The sequence below is a fragment of the Limisphaera sp. VF-2 genome, assembly GCF_049537125.1.
Lineage (GTDB): Bacteria > Verrucomicrobiota > Verrucomicrobiia > Limisphaerales > Limisphaeraceae > Limisphaera.
Genome location: NZ_JBMVQY010000001.1, coordinates 1448407 through 1464935 on the forward strand (window position 1 = coordinate 1448407; position 16529 = coordinate 1464935).

Below are 16529 nucleotides of genomic sequence, written 5' to 3' on the forward strand. Positions count from 1 at the left end.
CGGCGGACTTGGCCCGACCGTCACCCTGAAGCGGGGATCATGCAGCGAGGCGGTGGAGCAGGGGGCATCCGCCAACTCACGTTGGCGGCTACGGATCGGAGCCGGGGTGCCGCCGCCCTCAGGAGGCGGACACAGCATTCGAGACGAGCCGGTGAGGGGTCCCGTCAACGGCCGTGCGCAATTTCCCGGGACCAGCGGCCCCGCCCCGCCGGCGCCAGGATCACCGAAAGGGGCGCACACCCCCTGGCGCGGTGAACCACCAAAAAATCGCCACCCAAATCGCGCCGCGCCTCACGCCGACCGGCCTTCAGAGCTTCCACGGCTCGCGCAGCGGACGCCGCATGAGCCGGCTTGCCTCCGAATCGCCCAGAATCTGTTCCCGATTTCCGTCCCACCGAATCTTCCGCCCGACCAACAGGGCAATCAAACCCAAGTGACCCGGAATGGCCGAGCGGTGCGCCACCTCCACCGGCGTGATGGTCGGCTTGCGCGATTTCACGCAGTCCAAAAAGTTTCGGAAATGGCCGGGCGACTCGTACAACTTGACCTTCCGCACATCCTCGGGCAGGGAACGCCGGTCATTCCACTCCGGATTCGACGAATCGAACTGGTTGCCCCGGTCCACCCACACCCAGCCATCCGTGCCGATCCACTTGGTGCCGCTGCGGATATCGGGATGCCCGCCGGCGATCACCACCTCGATGTCCCCCGGATATTTCGCCACCAAACGGTAGCGGGTGCAGGTGTTCCAGATCGCTTTGGCCGGCGGGAACTCGCCCACGCCCTCGATCTCCAGCGGACCGATGCGGTCGTCGTCGCCCAGCCCCCAGTGGGCAATGTCGCAATGATGCCCGATCCAGTCCAGCAACTGGCCACCGCCCACATTGTAGTTCCAGCGCCAGTTCATGTGCACCCGCACTTCGATGTAGGGCTCCATTTGGGACGGCCCCAGCCACATGTCCCAATCCAGCTCCGGAGGCGGATCCGACACCGCCGCCTTCCAGGCCTCCGTGCCCTCCACCACCTCGGCGGGATTCCGTGGCGCGCCCGGGATGGCCGCCATCTTCCGCTGGAACGCCTCCAGGGTCCGCGCAAAATCCGTATGCCCGGCCGGCAACCCCACTTCCACGCGCCGGATCTTGCCGATCAACCCGTTGCGCACAATCTCGCAGGCATACCGGAAATGGCGTTCCGACCTCTGCCACGAGCCCGTCTGCCAGATCCGCTGATGCTGCCGGACCGCCCGCACAATCGCCTGTTGCTCGGCCAGGGTCCGCGCCAGCGGTTTCTCCCCGTAGATGTCCTTGCCCTGCCGGGCGGCTTCCACGGACATGACCCCGTGCCAGGTATCCGGCACCGCCAGCATGACCGCATCGATGTCCTTGCGCGCAAACATCTCCCGGAAATCCGTGTAAGCCTTGCAATCCTTGTTCCCGTAGTGGCGATTGATCGTGTCCACCGCCGCCTGCAACCGTCCCTTGTGCACGTCGCACGCGGCCACCACCTGACAGTCCTTTTCGTTCAAAAACGCCCGCGTGTTGCTGGGCCCCTGCATGCCCCAGCCCACGATGCCCATGGTGATCCGTTCCGAAGGGGCGGGCCGCCCGGCCCCGCCCAACGCACTGGCAGGGATGATGGTCGGAAAGGCCACCGCTGCTGCAGCAGTCGAAAGAAATTCACGTCGGCTGATTCGGCGAGGTTGAGAGCTCTTCGTGTTCATAACCGCTTCTGAATCTGCGCAAGGCCGCTCGGCTTGTCACGTCCTCATTTCCAACGATCCCGCGCCGCCCCGGCCCGGGGAATGCGCAGCCTCGCACCCGCCAGGTTCGAGGCCATCGCATTCAGCGCCGGCCCCGAATCCTTGGGACCGCCCGCCGCCCCGGCTTGGAGCGCCGATGTCCCCGGCACACCCTTTCGGATCTCCGCCAAGGCCAGCGGCAGGCCCGCTCGGCCCGCCCATCGTCGCATTCTCCAGAAAGCTGCTCACCACCCGTCGCCCAAAGACGCTGGGGGCCCCAGCCGGCCCTGCCCGTCGCATCCGCACGATTTCGCAAAAAATGTCAAGAAAATGGCCAAAACGTGCGTTGCCCCTCGAACGACCTTGCCGAAAGGTCATTGGCCGAAACTGATGCAACGTCCGGGTTTGAATCCGAATCACCAAGGGCAGCTCGTTTGGCAGCCCAACCAGCCAGAGCGAGTCGGCTCATCTGCATTGGCAGCTTTCGAAACCAGAAACCCCAACCGGAACCTTCAGCCATGATCGACTGGCGCAAAAGCAACGACGTCCTCGGCACCGCCAACCGCGGCAATCCCACCGAATCGGGTCTCTGCACGCTCTGCCGCGCCGATTGTACCGGCAAGTGCGAGACCTGGCTCGCCAGCATGGTCGGCCGCAAACTGCTCTATCCCCGCGACTTCGGCATGGTCACCGCCGGCAGCGGCAACACCTGGCACATCGGCGTGGGCTACAACTCCCTGCGCATCCAGGGCCGCCTCTACGGCGCCTACGGCCTGCCCCCGGTCTCAGCGACACCGTGGACGACTGCGTGTTTCCCCACGTCAACATCGAGACCAGCTTCGGCCGTCACCAACCAATCCGCTGCCGTGTCCCATGGATGACCGGCGCCCTCGGCTCCACCTTCATCGCCGCAAAATACTGGGAATCCTTCGCCGTCGGTGCCGCCCTCGTCGGGTTCCCCATCGTCGTGGGCGAGAATGTCGTGGGCGTCGATCGCCAGGCCGTTTTCGAAAATGGCCGCGTCAAGCACTCCCCCGAACTCGACCGCCGCGTGAACACGTTCCTCCGCTATTACGACGGCTACGGCGCCATCATCGTCCAGATGAACGTCGAAGACAGCCGCAATGGCGTCGCCGAATACCTCATCGACAAGTACGGGGACAAAATCGTCATCGAACTCAAATGGGGTCAGGGCGCCAAGGACATCGGCGGCGAAATCCAGGTCACCACCTACGAATACGCCAAACTGCTCGCCGACCGCGGCTACGTCCTGGACCCGGACCCGAACCAGCCGGGCGTCAAGGAAGCCTTTGAACGTGGCGCCATCCGCGCCTTCGCCCGTCACAGCCGACTCGGTTACACCGACCGCCACAGTCGCGAGGCCGTCCGCGAGAACTTCATGACCACCGTTGACCACCTCCGCCGCCTGGGCTACCGGCACATCACCCTCAAAACCGGCTCCTATGGCATGGAGGAACTCGCCATGGCCATCAAATACGCCAGCGACGCGGGCCTGGACCTCCTCACCATCGACGGCTCCGGCGGCGGCACCGGCATGAGCCCGTGGAACATGATGGAAACCTGGGGCGTGCCCTCGCTCCTCCTTCACGCCAAGGCCTGGCAATATGCCAGGATCCTCGCCGACAAGGGCCAGCGGCCCGTCGACATGGCCTTCGCCGGCGGCCTGGCGCGCGAAGATCACATCTTCAAAGCCCTCGCCCTGGGCGCGCCGTTCACCAGGCTCGTCTGCATGGGCCGCGCCTTGATGATCCCCGGCTTCCTCGGCTCCAACATCGAGGGCGTCCTGCGGGGTCAAGAACGCGAAGTCATCGTGGACGGTCAACTCGTCCGCACCGACAAGGTCCACGGCAACTGGGACAAACTGCCCGCCTCGGTCCGCGACCTGGGCCAGTCCCCCGAACAGATCTTCGCCGGCTACTACGAGGTGGAACGCAAGGTCGGCAAAGAGGAAATGAAAAACATCCCGTTCGGCGCCATCGCCATCTGGACCCTGTCCGACAAACTGGCCGCGGGGCTCCAGCAACTCATGGCCGGTGCCCGGAAATTCTCTCTGGCCGCGCTGGATCGCAGCGACCTGGTCTCCGCCAACCGCGAAACGGAGCGGGAAACGGGCATCCCCTTCATCACCGACGAACGCAACGACATCGCGCTCGAAATCCTCAACAGCTGAGCTGGATGCGCGCGCCGCGCGCGTGAACGCGCGGCGACGCGAAAGGAACATCATTCGAGAGCCCCTCCCCCAGTTTCAATCCGCGCCGCGCGCGTGAACGCGCGGCGACTCACGGTGCCCGGCATCGGTCTGCCGGTCGAGAACGTTTCAATCCGCGCCGCGCGCGTGAACGCGCGGCGACCTGCGGTTGCGCCACGAATGACGACTTGCCGGATGGGTTTCAATCCGCGCCGCGCGCGTGAACGCGCGGCGACCAGTCGATCCAAGTTGCTGAAGCAGGAAGTCCAGGTTTCAATCCGCGCCGCGCGCGTGAACGCGCGGCGACTCCCCCTGGATCTGGATTCATCCGGAATGGGGAAGTTTCAATCCGCGCCGCGCGCGTGAACGCGCGGCGACGTGCCTGCGCTCCACGGCCCGATCAAAACGCAATCGTTTCAATCCGCGCCGCGCGCGTGAACGCGCGGCGACTGATGTACGGCGACGGGAAGTTCGTGCTTGTCAGCGTTTCAATCCGCGCCGCGCGCGTGAACGCGCGGCGACGCATCCCAATCTGGTCGAGTTGGATGCGATTCTGGTTTCAATCCGCGCCGCGCGCGTGAACGCGCGGCGACCGGTCCAATGCCGCAAAAGCCCCCATCCCATAAGGTTTCAATCCGCGCCGCGCGCGTGAACGCGCGGCGACTCGGTCAAAGGATGGCCGCGCTTGTGGAAAGTTTGGTTTCAATCCGCGCCGCGCGCGTGAACGCGCGGCGACCCGCCGCGGGCCGGTAGCCAGTAGGAGGCGACAAGGTTTCAATCCGCGCCGCGCGCGTGAACGCGCGGCGACAAGAAGAGATTGCGCCGGCTCTCACATTTTCTCTTGTTTCAATCCGCGCCGCGCGCGTGAACGCGCGGCGACCCGACTGGACCTTGCCTACGGGCCGCATGAATACGTTTCAATCCGCGCCGCGCGCGTGAACGCGCGGCGACCGGTGAATCCGAAATGCGGATCCGCCGCGCGCTGACGTTTCAATCCGCGCCGCGCGCGTGAACGCGCGGCGACTGGCGCGTTCCTGCCGGTGGCGGCGGTGGTGGTGCGGTTTCAATCCGCGCCGCGCGCGTGAACGCGCGGCGACCCAGCAAGCGCTTTTTCGATCTCGTCGATCCAGCAGTTTCAATCCGCGCCGCGCGCGTGAACGCGCGGCGACTCCCGACCACCCTCGATCGAGCCGCACGCACTGGTGTTTCAATCCGCGCCGCGCGCGTGAACGCGCGGCGACAACGACTGATCTGGAAATGCACCCGTGCCAACGGGGTTTCAATCCGCGCCGCGCGCGTGAACGCGCGGCGACACAAGCAATCGAACTGAATCTGGAGGTCGCATGAGTTTCAATCCGCGCCGCGCGCGTGAACGCGCGGCGACCCGACGGGTGGCCTGGAGCGCGTACAGCCCGAATGTTTCAATCCGCGCCGCGCGCGTGAACGCGCGGCGACACGTTTAGCATCGATGGCATTTCTGCAGCCGTTAGGTTTCAATCCGCGCCGCGCGCGTGAACGCGCGGCGACCAGAAATGGCTGCCCGTTGACCGCAGGGGCCGACAGTTTCAATCCGCGCCGCGCGCGTGAACGCGCGGCGACCAGAAATGGCTGCCCGTTGACCGCAGGGGCCGACAGTTTCAATCCGCGCCGCGCGCGTGAACGCGCGGCGACCTGGTACGGTCTGTGCCGCCCGCCAACCGTGCCAAGTTTCAATCCGCGCCGCGCGCGTGAACGCGCGGCGACCAGGCCTGCCTCACAGGCAATGGTGCCTGTGGGAGTTTCAATCCGCGCCGCGCGCGTGAACGCGCGGCGACCCAAATACCTGCTCCGGCTGCAATGGTGCAGCCGGTTTCAATCCGCGCCGCGCGCGTGAACGCGCGGCGACTCGGGGCTCCGCCCCGGTCCGGTCCGACTACCAGGGGTTTCAATCCGCGCCGCGCGCGTGAACGCGCGGCGACGCCCCGGTCCGCCGGGGCTCGCACGCAGGCACCAGTTTCAATCCGCGCCGCGCGCGTGAACGCGCGGCGACTACTGTGGTCATAAGCAGACTGCATCCACTACATGTTTCAATCCGCGCCGCGCGCGTGAACGCGCGGCGACCGCACGGGGTGGCATCCGGGACACGCCCGGCCAGGGTTTCAATCCGCGCCGCGCGCGTGAACGCGCGGCGACCTCTCTATTGAACAACCGACAAGCCGTTACGAAAAGTTTCAATCCGCGCCGCGCGCGTGAACGCGCGGCGACGCAAGAACCCACGAGTCAACACAATGAGCCTCAAAGTTTCAATCCGCGCCGCGCGCGTGAACGCGCGGCGACGCCGCGATGAGACTAATGTTCCACTATTTTGCGGGTTTCAATCCGCGCCGCGCGCGTGAACGCGCGGCGACTGGCAGATACCAGCTTCGCGCCGTGGCAACGTTGGAGTTTCAATCCGCGCCGCGCGCGTGAACGCGCGGCGACGCCTGCGCGAAATTGCTGATCAAGTGCGCAAGCTAGTTTCAATCCGCGCCGCGCGCGTGAACGCGCGGCGACTGGGCCCGCATCTCATAGATCTCAAGATCCATGAGTTTCAATCCGCGCCGCGCGCGTGAACGCGCGGCGACCATGCGCGCATTTGCGGCGTCCCTTGGCAAATCGGTTTCAATCCGCGCCGCGCGCGTGAACGCGCGGCGACACGTAATGGCAGTCGGGCACGGTCAACCATATCGCGTTTCAATCCGCGCCGCGCGCGTGAACGCGCGGCGACGTGTCCCGACTGATGAACTGCGCATCAGGACATGAGTTTCAATCCGCGCCGCGCGCGTGAACGCGCGGCGACGACGAACCTCCGCCTCCAGAGCCCTGCAGATCATGTTTCAATCCGCGCCGCGCGCGTGAACGCGCGGCGACTTCCGTCAACGGCTTGCCCATCTCGTTGCGGTGCCTGTTTCAATCCGCGCCGCGCGCGTGAACGCGCGGCGACGCGCAAATCCCTGATTCTCAAGGGCCGCAACCGCCGAGTTTCAATCCGCGCCGCGCGCGTGAACGCGCGGCGACACCGGCTCCTTCGAGATGAGGCCGGTGATTTGGGCGGTTTCAATCCGCGCCGCGCGCGTGAACGCGCGGCGACTCACTGCCTGCGCAATCCCACGGAACACCGCGTGTTTCAATCCGCGCCGCGCGCGTGAACGCGCGGCGACCCACCCGGTTCGTTCTTCTCACCGGTGTCTTCGAGTTTCAATCCGCGCCGCGCGCGTGAACGCGCGGCGACTGAGACCGGATTCTGGGTTTCCGGGAATGGGGTGTTTCAATCCGCGCCGCGCGCGTGAACGCGCGGCGACGGGCCGAGGTCGAACAGGTCTTGGGCGAAGTCCCGGTTTCAATCCGCGCCGCGCGCGTGAACGCGCGGCGACCCACGCCCAGCGTCACCATCAGCTTCTCGCTGCCAGTTTCAATCCGCGCCGCGCGCGTGAACGCGCGGCGACCAAGGGTTACGTGGCGATCGTAACGGCCATCGAAGTTTCAATCCGCGCCGCGCGCGTGAACGCGCGGCGACCCGCCACCAGCGCGATGGAAAGCGTCATGCACTCAGTTTCAATCCGCGCCGCGCGCGTGAACGCGCGGCGACTAGCGAGCCTACCATAGGCCCCAGGAGCCTCCAGGTTTCAATCCGCGCCGCGCGCGTGAACGCGCGGCGACTACCACGCGCGCGTGGGTCGCGTGGTACAAGGAGGTTTCAATCCGCGCCGCGCGCGTGAACGCGCGGCGACCCCCGGCAGCGTGTACGTTGGCGACATAGTGCTTCGTTTCAATCCGCGCCGCGCGCGTGAACGCGCGGCGACCCTACGAGACATCTGCACCCGCGCCCGCCACAGCGCGTTTCAATCCGCGCCGCGCGCGTGAACGCGCGGCGACTCTGGCAGGCCCAACAACCTCCAGCCCAAGAGGTTCCGGGCAGAATGTCGCGAACCCTCCCCATTCATGAGGAAAGGTTCTTCAAAAACTGTCAAGGAGCGCTCGCTGATGGCCGTGGCACGGCCCGAAATCGGATCTCGCGAACCGGCAGGGGGTAGGCCGTCACTGAGGGTTCGCGCCACCGCTTGCTTCCGGACCTGCCCGGGCCACCCGTGCGTGTCCCTGCACGCAACCAACAGGCTGCCGTCCCGGATTCTGACAGCACGCGCGCTCACGCCCGTGGGTGATGAGAATCAAAAGATCAGGGGCTCGGCAAGATCGAGGGGCTTGTCCACCCCGTGATGCTCGATGCGGGTCCTGGCAGCCTCATCCAGGAAGTAAAAGCGCAAGGAATCCTGGTTTGGATCGATCTCCTGCAGAAGTCGGTGTCGTAGTTCCGTCCATTCTCTGGGCCCGACCAGGCATTCGAAGACGCTCTTTTGGACGCGCACACCGTAATCCTGGCAGGCGCGGGCGACGCGGCGCAGGCGGGCCAGACCCGCCTTTTCGGCGGTGGAGACGTCGTAGGTAATGAGGACAAGCATGGCGGTGGTGGGCCGGGGGTTATCTGGGCACGAAGGGAACGTAGTCGGGCAGGTCGCCCCGCAAGTGGCGTGCGAGGATGCGGGCCTGAACGAATGGAATCTGGGCAATCCGGAACTCCTGATCCAGGAGCGGATGGGTGAGCCGTTGCTGCTTGCGTTCCTGGTAGGCCTTGAGGATGCGTTTTCGACCGGCGTCGGTGAGTTCGACGGCGCCACCGTCGCGCTGAACGAAGTCCTCCGGGCCGATTTGTTGACGGTTGATGAGGGTGAGGGCGAGACGGTCGGCAAGCCAGGGTCGGAATTCTTCCATGAGGTCGAGGGCCAGGGCGGGTCGGTTGGGTCGCTCGGCATGGAGGAAGCCCACAAAGGGATCGAGTCCCACGCTGGTGAGGGCCGCCACGCAGTCGTGGCGGACCAGCGCGTAGAGGAACGAAAGCAGGCAGTTGATGCGGTCGCGGGGCGGGCGGCGACTGCGGGTGATGAAGGTGAAGGCGTCGCGTTGTTGTTTGAGCATGAGCGAGAAGTCGTTGAAGTACAGGGCGCCGGCCTGCCCCTCGACGCCGCGCAGGCGATCGAGGGCGTCGGGCCGGCAGAGCTGGTCTTGCGGCCATTGCCCCAGGGCCCGGAGGTGGGCGGCGAGGGCTTCGGTCGTTTGGCCGAGGCGCTGTTGCTCCCGGGGGTGATCGGATTCCCGGGCGGCCCGCAAAAGGCTGTTGCGCGCGTTTTGGATTTTGCCGGCGATGATCTGGCGGGCAATGGAGGCGCAGCGGCCCGGGTCATCCGCCGCGCGGAACTGGGTGCGGCGCAGGGTGACGCTGGTGTCGGGCACGCCCACGCTGCGAGCCTGCAGTTGGCCAAGGTCGTTCAGGAAGTTGACAGCCACGCCCTGTTCCCAGCAGAGCTGCAGGGCCGGAGGGCTGATGGTACTGGAGCCGAACACGCAGATGGATTCGAGGTGGTGAATGGGGATGGAGACCTTCCTCCAGTCGGAGGCGCGTTCGCGGACGCGTTCTTCGGGGGGAAGATCCTCCGGGTACACCGGAACTTCCACCCGCAGGGTAAGGTGATCCCGCGCAACGTAGCTGCCGGGGGTGGTCAGGTAGAGGGTGTTCTGGGCAACGTCCACGGTCGGGTGCTTTGCGGGTTCGGGGTGGAAGCGATGGGTCAGCGTGCGTTTCAGCTTTTCGGATCGTGCGTCTCGAACAGGTCGCGGAGCAGCCGCTCGGAACGACGGGGTTCCGCGACGGCGCGGGGGAGGCAGAGGTCGAAGAGGGAGCATTCCTCGCAGGCCGGCCGCCAGACGGCGGCGGGGAGTTTGGGCATCGGGGTGTTGGGACCGCGGCTGTGGAAGGCCGCGAAGAGTGCGTGCAACTCGGCCACGGCCTGTTCGGTGGCGGCGCGCAGTTCGGGGGTGAACTCGACCTCGCGGCGGCGTTTGCTGTCGGCGTGGAAGATGGCGCCGCGGGGGACGGGGATGCCGAACATTTCCTCGAGGCACAGGGCCTGGGCGCAGAGCTGGGCGTCGTCGTTTTCGAAACGGCGTCGTTTCCCCAGCTTGAATTCCACCGGTTTCAGGGCGGCGATGGCGTCCGATTTCAGGTTCGGCAGTTCGGCGTTCGGAGACGCCGGGGTCGAGCGCAGCTCAACCTCCACGATGTCGCACCGGCCGGAAAGGCCGAGCCGTTCGGACCACACCGGCAGGGCGCGCCAGAGCAGGACGCCCCGGGCGACCTCGTAGCCGGCCAGGTCGGTGTGCTCATGGACGATGTCGCCGCGGAGGGTGTGCTCGTTGTCTTTGAAAATACCCTCGAGGTGAATCAGCGCTGCTCGGCGAGGGCAAAACAGGTATTGATTGACGGCGGAGAGCGGGATGAACTCCCGCTCTCCACCAGAAGGGATCCGCGCCGGCAATGGACCGGTCACGTCAACCATGTTTGGGGCCGATGGTGCGGTGTTTGCCGTCCGGGCCGATTTCGTGGCGGAGGTGAAGAACAATCCCTCTGGGCAGGTTCTGCTCGGTCCATTCGCATTTGACCTCGTAGTCGGCGAAGGATTCGGGGAAGGCCCTGCCTTCGCGCAGGGTGACCTTGATCCCCTCGAAGAGCTTGTGGGCGTGGTAGCAGCCGAGCCGGGCTTCCTTTTTGTTCTGCTCGGCGTTGTTGGGGTGCTGCGTGCCGACGTGCTCGAAGTCGTAGAGACCGCGCACGATCATTTCGCCGCGGGCAGCGGAGCGGTCGTGCTCAAACATGTTCAGGAGGGCCTGAAAGAGCAGTTCGAGGTCCGCGTTGGTAAAGCCGGTGCGCTCGGCGAAGGCAGGTGACACGTAGCCCTTTGCGGCGTAAAGGGCATAGGGGACGATGTGTTTGTTGCCCATGGTCCGTTCTTTTCCGGCATCTTCCTCTTTGGTCACGGCGCAGCGGGTGATGGTGACCTCCAAGGGCGTGATGGGGTGGAAGGACTGGGCGAAGGTGAACTGTACCGGACCTCGCACCTGACCGTAAGCGGAGCCTTTCAAGACGTCGTCGCCGGTGGAGAGAACGCCACCGAAGGTGCGCACATCGTAGAACTCGCGGCAGAGCCAGTTCTTGGCACGTTCAGCGTGCGAAGACCCGGCGATGGAGCCTTCGTCTTTGGCTGCCTTGATCGCATCCTGCTGGGCTCGTTCAATCACAGAACCTTGCTTGATGAGGATGTTGTAGCCGTTGGCGGCGTCGCTCACGCGTTTGGGCGGGAAGAGTTCGACGTAGTTGCGCACCTTCCGCTTGAGGCAGACGTCGGAGACGATGCCGCGGTTGGTGTTGGGATCGAGGCGCGGCAGGTTGCCGGCGTCGGGATCGCCGTTGGGGTTGCCATTGACGACTTCAAACAGGAGCAGGAAGTCGTGACGATTGGTGAGGATGTTGTTGTTCATGACTGTGTTCATGCGGATCGGTTAGGTGGTTTCGGCGTTGGATGTTGAACTGTTGTTTTTCTGGGCTTGGGCGGCCTGACGTGCGGCAACGTCGGCTGCTTGTTGCTGGTAGAAGCCAAGGGCGAACCGGCCCTGGGCCTGGAGATCGAGAGTGCGCGGGAAAGCCGGCGGCTGGCCGGGTTTCTCGGGTTTGAAAAGTGTCAGCACCTGCTGGATTTGCTCGCTGATGAAGCGCTCGTGACCGGCGAAGCGCTCGGACTTCGCGATTTTGTTGAGGTGATGCCGGTTCAAGCGCAACAGGAGCGGGAAAACGCTGGCGGGGGAGACCGAGGCGGTGCCGAAATAACGCTCGGCCACGCCCGGGCCTTCGAGTTTGTACTCATGCGCCTTGTCCTGGGCTGCGGCAAGGATGGCGAGCAGGCGACCGCAGTTGTAAGCCGGGTCGTCGGTGTCATGAATGAGTTTGGGTTCGATGGTCATGGTGTTTGCCTTTCGGTTGCGGTTGAGGATGAGTTTGAGCAGCGCGAAGCGGCTCTGGTCGTAAACGAGTTGATAGTTTTTATCGCCAACGAGTTTGGAGTGAAGTTGATCGAGGATGGGTTTGATGAGGGAAATCGAGGGTGCGGTGCCTTCGAGGGCGGCACGGTAGAGTTGGGCGGCAATGTCAGGTTGCAACACCTCGTAATCCGGCACCAAGCGTCCGTCCTTGAGCGTCAGCGGTGCCACGCAACCGGCCAACCGCCTAACGGCCAAAGGGGCGGGCTGTTCTTCGTCAGCGACGGGCGTCCGGGGCGTATCGGCGTCATCGCCAATCGTCAGATCTTGGAACCACCTTCGAAAATTCTCTGCGGCATCGACCAGGGGCATCTGAAGCCAGTCCTTGATGACAATGCGCGGTCCGGCTGCCGTCAGGGTGATGGCAATGAACTTATCGGTCGCCGGTGGTGGCTTCTCCAGCCCGCTCCACGGTGACGACATGAACGTCCGGACCGTAAGCGGGTCCGGTCGCCGAAGCAGCCGTGCAAAGAGACTGGATGCCTGCTCCGATTCAACCGCCCAAAAGCAAAGCCACGCCGGACCGAGCGAAAGCCAGTGATCTTGATGCTTGCTCAGGAACTGAAGGGCCAACAGGTAACCCTTTGAAGCGGCTATGGATGTAGGCGCGTTGTAGCTCTTCTCGAAGCCATAAGACCGGAATGACGGGCTTTCAAAGCCAACGATTCCGGCGCCGGTGCCTTTCGCGGGCTTGGGCAAGCCGGTGACCATTGGTGTGTGAGTCCGGGCAAGAGGCACGTCAAGCTCACCAGTCACCAAGCACAGACCGCGCTCCGCTTCCTGCTCAGCGTTCTGCATCTCGACGGCGAAAACCTTTCTCCAGTGGTCACGAACGGTTTCGTCTTCGAACAGCGGTTCCGCCCCTTTGCCGGACACTACGAAACTGAAGAGGTCGTCTCCGAGCGGCTTTTCGATTCCATTGGCAGTGCGAACCAGCCACCCTGTGCCCTCGTCGTTCAAACGCAGAAAGGTAGGTGGACCTCCAGCCAGAGATTTCTTGAAGCGCAACAATGCCTCGAATCTGGCATCCCCTGTTGCTTCCTTTGCCTCTTCGATTTGCCGCCAGAAGTCTTGGTGCTTTTGCTTCAGCTTCTCCGCGGCGCGTTCGTTTGGCGGTTCGCCAGGCTTGGTGCTGAGGCAAAAGATGGCCCCGATGTCGTCCACAAGAAAATCGGCGACTGTGCCGGAATTCGTGGCACGGCTGGTCTTGGGCACCTTGTATTCTCGCCCCTTGTTCTTTCGTTGGCCTTCGGTTTCCTGCGGTCCTTGGCCTAACAGATTCCCGTTTTGATCAAGGTGAATAAGCCAGCGAACGGGTTTGAGTGCGAACGCGAGATCATCCAGCAGCTTTCTGGACTGGGCGAAGTCGTAGAGATGTTTGAGCAGCATGGTCAGCGTCCTCCTTTGCTGGGGAAGAGGATCTTCACTTCGGGGTCTTCGGGGTGGCAGCGCATGACTCCATGATGCACGCGGGCGTGGAAGAAGGCGGCGCGGGGTTGAATGGGCGGGCGGGACCAGCGCGGCGGGTTGGCGGCGAATTCTTTGCGGCGCTTGGTCTGCTCGCCTTTTGTCAAGCCGGCGAGTGAGGCTTCAAACTCGCGCTCGCGGGCGGCGATTTCGTCGGGCCGCAACCAGCGGAAGCCTTGGGCGCGTTCGCGGGGATCGAAGACGTCATAGAGCATGAGTCCGAGGTCCTCGGTCATCGGCTGCGGTTCGGGCAGGGACGCGCGTCGGGCTTCGTCGCGCAGTTCGGCGAGGCGGCGTTCGTAGGCGGCTTCGGCGTTGTCCTCCCACTCGAAGTCGGCGGCGAATTCTCGCATGCCCAATCCGGGGCGGTGGAAGCATTTGCCGCTGCGGGCACGGCGCTCGATTTCGTCGAGGTACTTCTCGCATTTGTCCTCCGGCCGGTCGGCGAGTGGTGTGGTGCGGACTTCTGCAGTGATGAGGTATTCGACGTCCTGCAGGGCAAGCATGTTCCGCTGGGTACCGTCATCCGCACCGCCACCCGCCTGGATGGGCGTCGTCTTTTCTGGCTCTTTCATCCAGGTCTTCGCGCTGTCGAGGCTGATGACCTTGATGACCTCATTGCGCCGGAAGGAGACCCATCTGCCGCGTTTGACGACGTGGATGGTGTCAATGAGGTAGAACATCTGCGGCTCCCAGAAGATGGCTTCGAGGATGCCGCGCGCGGCGGAGGGCGTCATAACCGGGTAACTGACGCGTTCGACTTTCATTTCGGGGCGGGTGAAGCAGGCGAAATCGCCCCAGACCCGGAGGGTGATGCGGTTGTGTGGTCTCATAGTAAGAAGTCTTCCAGCGGGCGGTGCTCGATTACAAGGCCGAGGTCGCGGTGGTAAAGCCCCTCATTGAGGACGAAGAGGTCGAGGTTCGGCAGCAAAGGGCGGATGAGTTGCCGAGCTTTGAGCTCGCGAAAGCGGTGCGAGCGCACGTTCACCATGAAACGCTGAAGACGGCGGAGGTCGTCCCGGGTGAAGCGCGGGTGGCCGGGCCGGTCCTGCCGGTCGCGTAGTTCGCGGATGATGCGCCGGGCCTTGCCGATGGGCACGATCACCGGGCGGCTGTCATCGTCGATGACCTTGGCATTATGCGCCACGGTGCGGAAGCGCAGCTGCTTTCGATCTTCCTGAATGTTCTTCTTGTCCGTTGGGACGCTTTGCCAGAGGGCCTGGAAGTATTCGGCAAAGACAGTGGGGTCGGTAGCGAGCAGTTCCTCAACATCACCGCGCGACGCGAGGCGGTCGAGTTGGATCGCGGCCTGGCCGGCGGCGGCTTCGTAAAGGAAGCCGGGAAGCTTGGCTTCGACGGGTTGGAAAACGTGCATTTCGCCAGCGGCCAGACGGCCTTCGCGATTGCAGCGGCCGGCGACCTGCACGATGGCATCCAGCGGGCCGAACGCACGCCAGACGACCGGAAAATCCACGTCCACGCCGGCTTCGATGAGTTGCGTGGACACGACACGGCAGGGCTGGCCGGATTTGAGACGGCGCTTGATGAGATAGATGAGCGCCAGCCGGTGGGCCGGGCACATGGCCGCAGAGAGGTGGATGGGACGTTCGCGTTCCGGCAGGCGGCCGCAGAGTTCCTCCCACAGCATGGCAGCGTGGCGGGTAAGGTTGACGACACAGAGCACCTGGGGCGTAGCGGCCAAACGTTCTGCCAGAGCAGGCCAGTCAAGGGATTCAGGTCGGCCGTGCTCGTTACGCCTGGGGAGGTGGTAGCGGACGCGGCGCAGTGCACGGTAGATTTCACGCTGTTCGGCTTCGCTCAGAATTGGTCGGAGCTCGTCCGGGCCGAAGCCGTCAGGCAAGCTGGGGGACTTGCGGAACGCGGGCTGGGTTGCGGAGCTGAATATGAAGCTCACGCCGTAGTTGCGCTGCAGCTCGCGCAGGACGCTGAACGTGGGCGCAAGCAGGTGCAAGGGCATCGTTTGCACTTCGTCAAAGATGACCACCGAGCGTGCCATGCGGTGGAGCTTGCGACAGCGCGCAGGCGACGCGGCGAAGAGCGTTTCGAGGAATTGAACCGAGCTGGTGACGATGATCGGCGCGTCCCAGTTTTCTGCGACAAGCTCGAGGCGGTCTTTTTCCTGCTCGGAAACGTCGGCGGGCGGTTCCACGGCAGAGTGCAGTTCGGCCACGACGTCATCGCCGAGGATGCGGCGGTATTCGGCAGCGTTTTGCTCGATGATGGAAAGGTAGGGTATGACGACGATAACGCGCCGCAGCCCGTGCTCCCGGGCGTGCGCGAGGGCGAAGGCCATCGAGGCAAGCGTCTTGCCCCCGCCGGTCGGGACGGTGAGCGAGAAGAAACCGGGCGGCTCTGCGCCGGCGGCGAGGCACCGGTCGAAAACGCGGTTGCGCAGCACGGCGAGGGGACTGTTGGGATTAGCGGCCTGCTTACGGTCGCGCTCCTCCAACACGCGGGCGAGAAGCGCGGAAGCGTCGAGAGGACGATCCTCCGGCACCGGGTCGGGCCAGTGCGCGGTGTCGAGCCGATCAGCATCCACGAGGCAAGAGAAGAGGAAGCGGACGTAAACGTCCGCGGCGAGTTCGGGTTGGGCAGAGTTTTCCAGAAAAGCGGGGATTCCGGGAGGTTTTGGCAGCGGGCCGAGTTCAGTTTGGAGTCTTTCGACGAGCGTCTGGACCGCGCTTGTCACTTGCGGCTTGGTGACATTGGGTTCCAGCTCGTGGCGGTTGTGAAGTCCAGCGTGATGGCCGGCGACGGCGCACGGCGCGGCCACCAACTCCGCCGCCCAAGCCCACGACGCACCGAAGACGGCATGCTGCGTTTCGTTGCTGCCGGCGCGTTCGCCCCGGAGGTAGGCCTGGAACTCTGGCCGGTATTTTCCCAGATCATGCAGCAGCCCGGCCAGTTCGGCCTCGGCGGCCAGGCCGAGCGGTTCGGCGAACCGGCGGGCCAGGGCCGCCACGTTGCGAAGATGGTCGGCCAGCGGCTGCCAGCGTCCGGAGCTCTCGGGCAACGGCCGTCCCTCGGCGTCCACGGCGGTGTGCGCATAATAGACGGGGGGTTCGGGAACCGAGAGGCTGAAACTGCGCAATCCGCCGGCAGCCCCGCGAGGTGCCGGGCGGTCCGTGGCCGGGTTGTCTCCCCTGGCCG

8 protein-coding genes, 1 pseudogene and 1 CRISPR repeat array are annotated in these 16529 nt (G+C 64.6%); of the genes and pseudogenes, 1 reads left to right on the top strand and 8 read right to left on the bottom strand.

The features are described 5' to 3' along the window. Positions 1 to 307: 307 nt before the first annotated feature. Complete coding sequence (locus tag ACPDIT_RS05265) at positions 308 to 1720, bottom strand: Gfo/Idh/MocA family protein (RefSeq protein ID WP_423442124.1); 1413 nt, start codon at positions 1718 to 1720, stop codon at positions 308 to 310. A gap of 536 nt (positions 1721 to 2256) precedes the next feature. On the opposite strand from ACPDIT_RS05265, the pseudogene ACPDIT_RS05270 reads away from it, so the two are divergent. Next, a pseudogene (locus ACPDIT_RS05270) lies at positions 2257 to 3929 on the top strand (glutamate synthase-related protein). 72 nt (positions 3930 to 4001) lie between these two features. Further along, a CRISPR array of direct repeats spans positions 4002 to 7841; the repeat unit is 37 nt; unit sequence GTTTCAATCCGCGCCGCGCGCGTGAACGCGCGGCGAC. A 293-nt stretch (positions 7842 to 8134) separates the two neighbouring features. On the opposite strand, the gene cas2 reads toward ACPDIT_RS05270, so the two are convergent. Genes cas2 through ACPDIT_RS05305 form a run of 7 tightly spaced genes read right to left on the bottom strand, consistent with a single transcriptional unit; the run spans position 8135 to position 16413 of the window. After that, the gene (gene cas2, locus ACPDIT_RS05275; RefSeq protein WP_423442125.1) at positions 8135 to 8425 is read right to left on the bottom strand and encodes a CRISPR-associated endonuclease Cas2; all 291 of its coding nucleotides are present in this window, start codon (positions 8423 to 8425) and stop codon (positions 8135 to 8137) included. Between the two features lie 19 nt (positions 8426 to 8444). Continuing rightward, entirely contained in the window at positions 8445 to 9551 is a 1107-nt protein-coding gene (gene cas1c, locus ACPDIT_RS05280; protein ID WP_423442126.1) for a type I-C CRISPR-associated endonuclease Cas1c, read from the bottom strand. Between the two features lie 50 nt (positions 9552 to 9601). After that, positions 9602 to 10357 (bottom strand): CRISPR-associated protein Cas4, encoded by a 756-nt coding sequence (cas4, locus tag ACPDIT_RS05285; RefSeq protein ID WP_423442127.1) that lies wholly within the window; start codon positions 10355 to 10357, stop codon positions 9602 to 9604. After that, positions 10350 to 11336, bottom strand: coding sequence for a type I-C CRISPR-associated protein Cas7/Csd2 (gene cas7c / locus ACPDIT_RS05290; RefSeq protein ID WP_423442128.1), 987 nt, complete (start codon positions 11334 to 11336; stop codon positions 10350 to 10352). The genes cas4 and cas7c overlap by 8 nt, the downstream gene beginning before the upstream one ends. Positions 11337 to 11357: 21 nt before the next feature. Further along, a complete protein-coding gene (gene cas8c, locus ACPDIT_RS05295) occupies positions 11358 to 13280 on the bottom strand; it encodes a type I-C CRISPR-associated protein Cas8c/Csd1 (RefSeq protein ID WP_423442129.1) in 1923 nt (640 codons plus the stop codon). A 2-nt stretch (positions 13281 to 13282) separates the two neighbouring features. Then, entirely contained in the window at positions 13283 to 14191 is a 909-nt protein-coding gene (gene cas5c, locus ACPDIT_RS05300; protein WP_423442130.1) for a type I-C CRISPR-associated protein Cas5c, read from the bottom strand. Next, positions 14188 to 16413: a CRISPR-associated endonuclease Cas3'' gene (locus tag ACPDIT_RS05305; protein WP_423442131.1), complete on the bottom strand. Its 2226-nt coding sequence runs from the start codon at positions 16411 to 16413 to the stop codon at positions 14188 to 14190. The genes cas5c and ACPDIT_RS05305 overlap by 4 nt, the downstream gene beginning before the upstream one ends. Positions 16414 to 16529: the final 116 nt, after the last annotated feature.

What these genes read in the sequence shown, in the direction of transcription:
- ACPDIT_RS05265 (WP_423442124.1), bottom strand. Translation starts at nt 1,720, where the DNA reads ATGAACACGAAGAGCTCTCAACCTCGCCGAATCAGCCGACGTGAATTT.
- cas2 (WP_423442125.1), bottom strand. Translation starts at nt 8,425, where the DNA reads ATGCTTGTCCTCATTACCTACGACGTCTCCACCGCCGAAAAGGCGGGT.
- cas4 (WP_423442127.1), bottom strand. Translation starts at nt 10,357, where the DNA reads ATGGTTGACGTGACCGGTCCATTGCCGGCGCGGATCCCTTCTGGTGGA.
- cas7c (WP_423442128.1), bottom strand. Translation starts at nt 11,336, where the DNA reads ATGAACAACAACATCCTCACCAATCGTCACGACTTCCTGCTCCTGTTT.
- cas8c (WP_423442129.1), bottom strand. Translation starts at nt 13,280, where the DNA reads ATGCTGCTCAAACATCTCTACGACTTCGCCCAGTCCAGAAAGCTGCTG.
- cas5c (WP_423442130.1), bottom strand. Translation starts at nt 14,191, where the DNA reads ATGAGACCACACAACCGCATCACCCTCCGGGTCTGGGGCGATTTCGCC.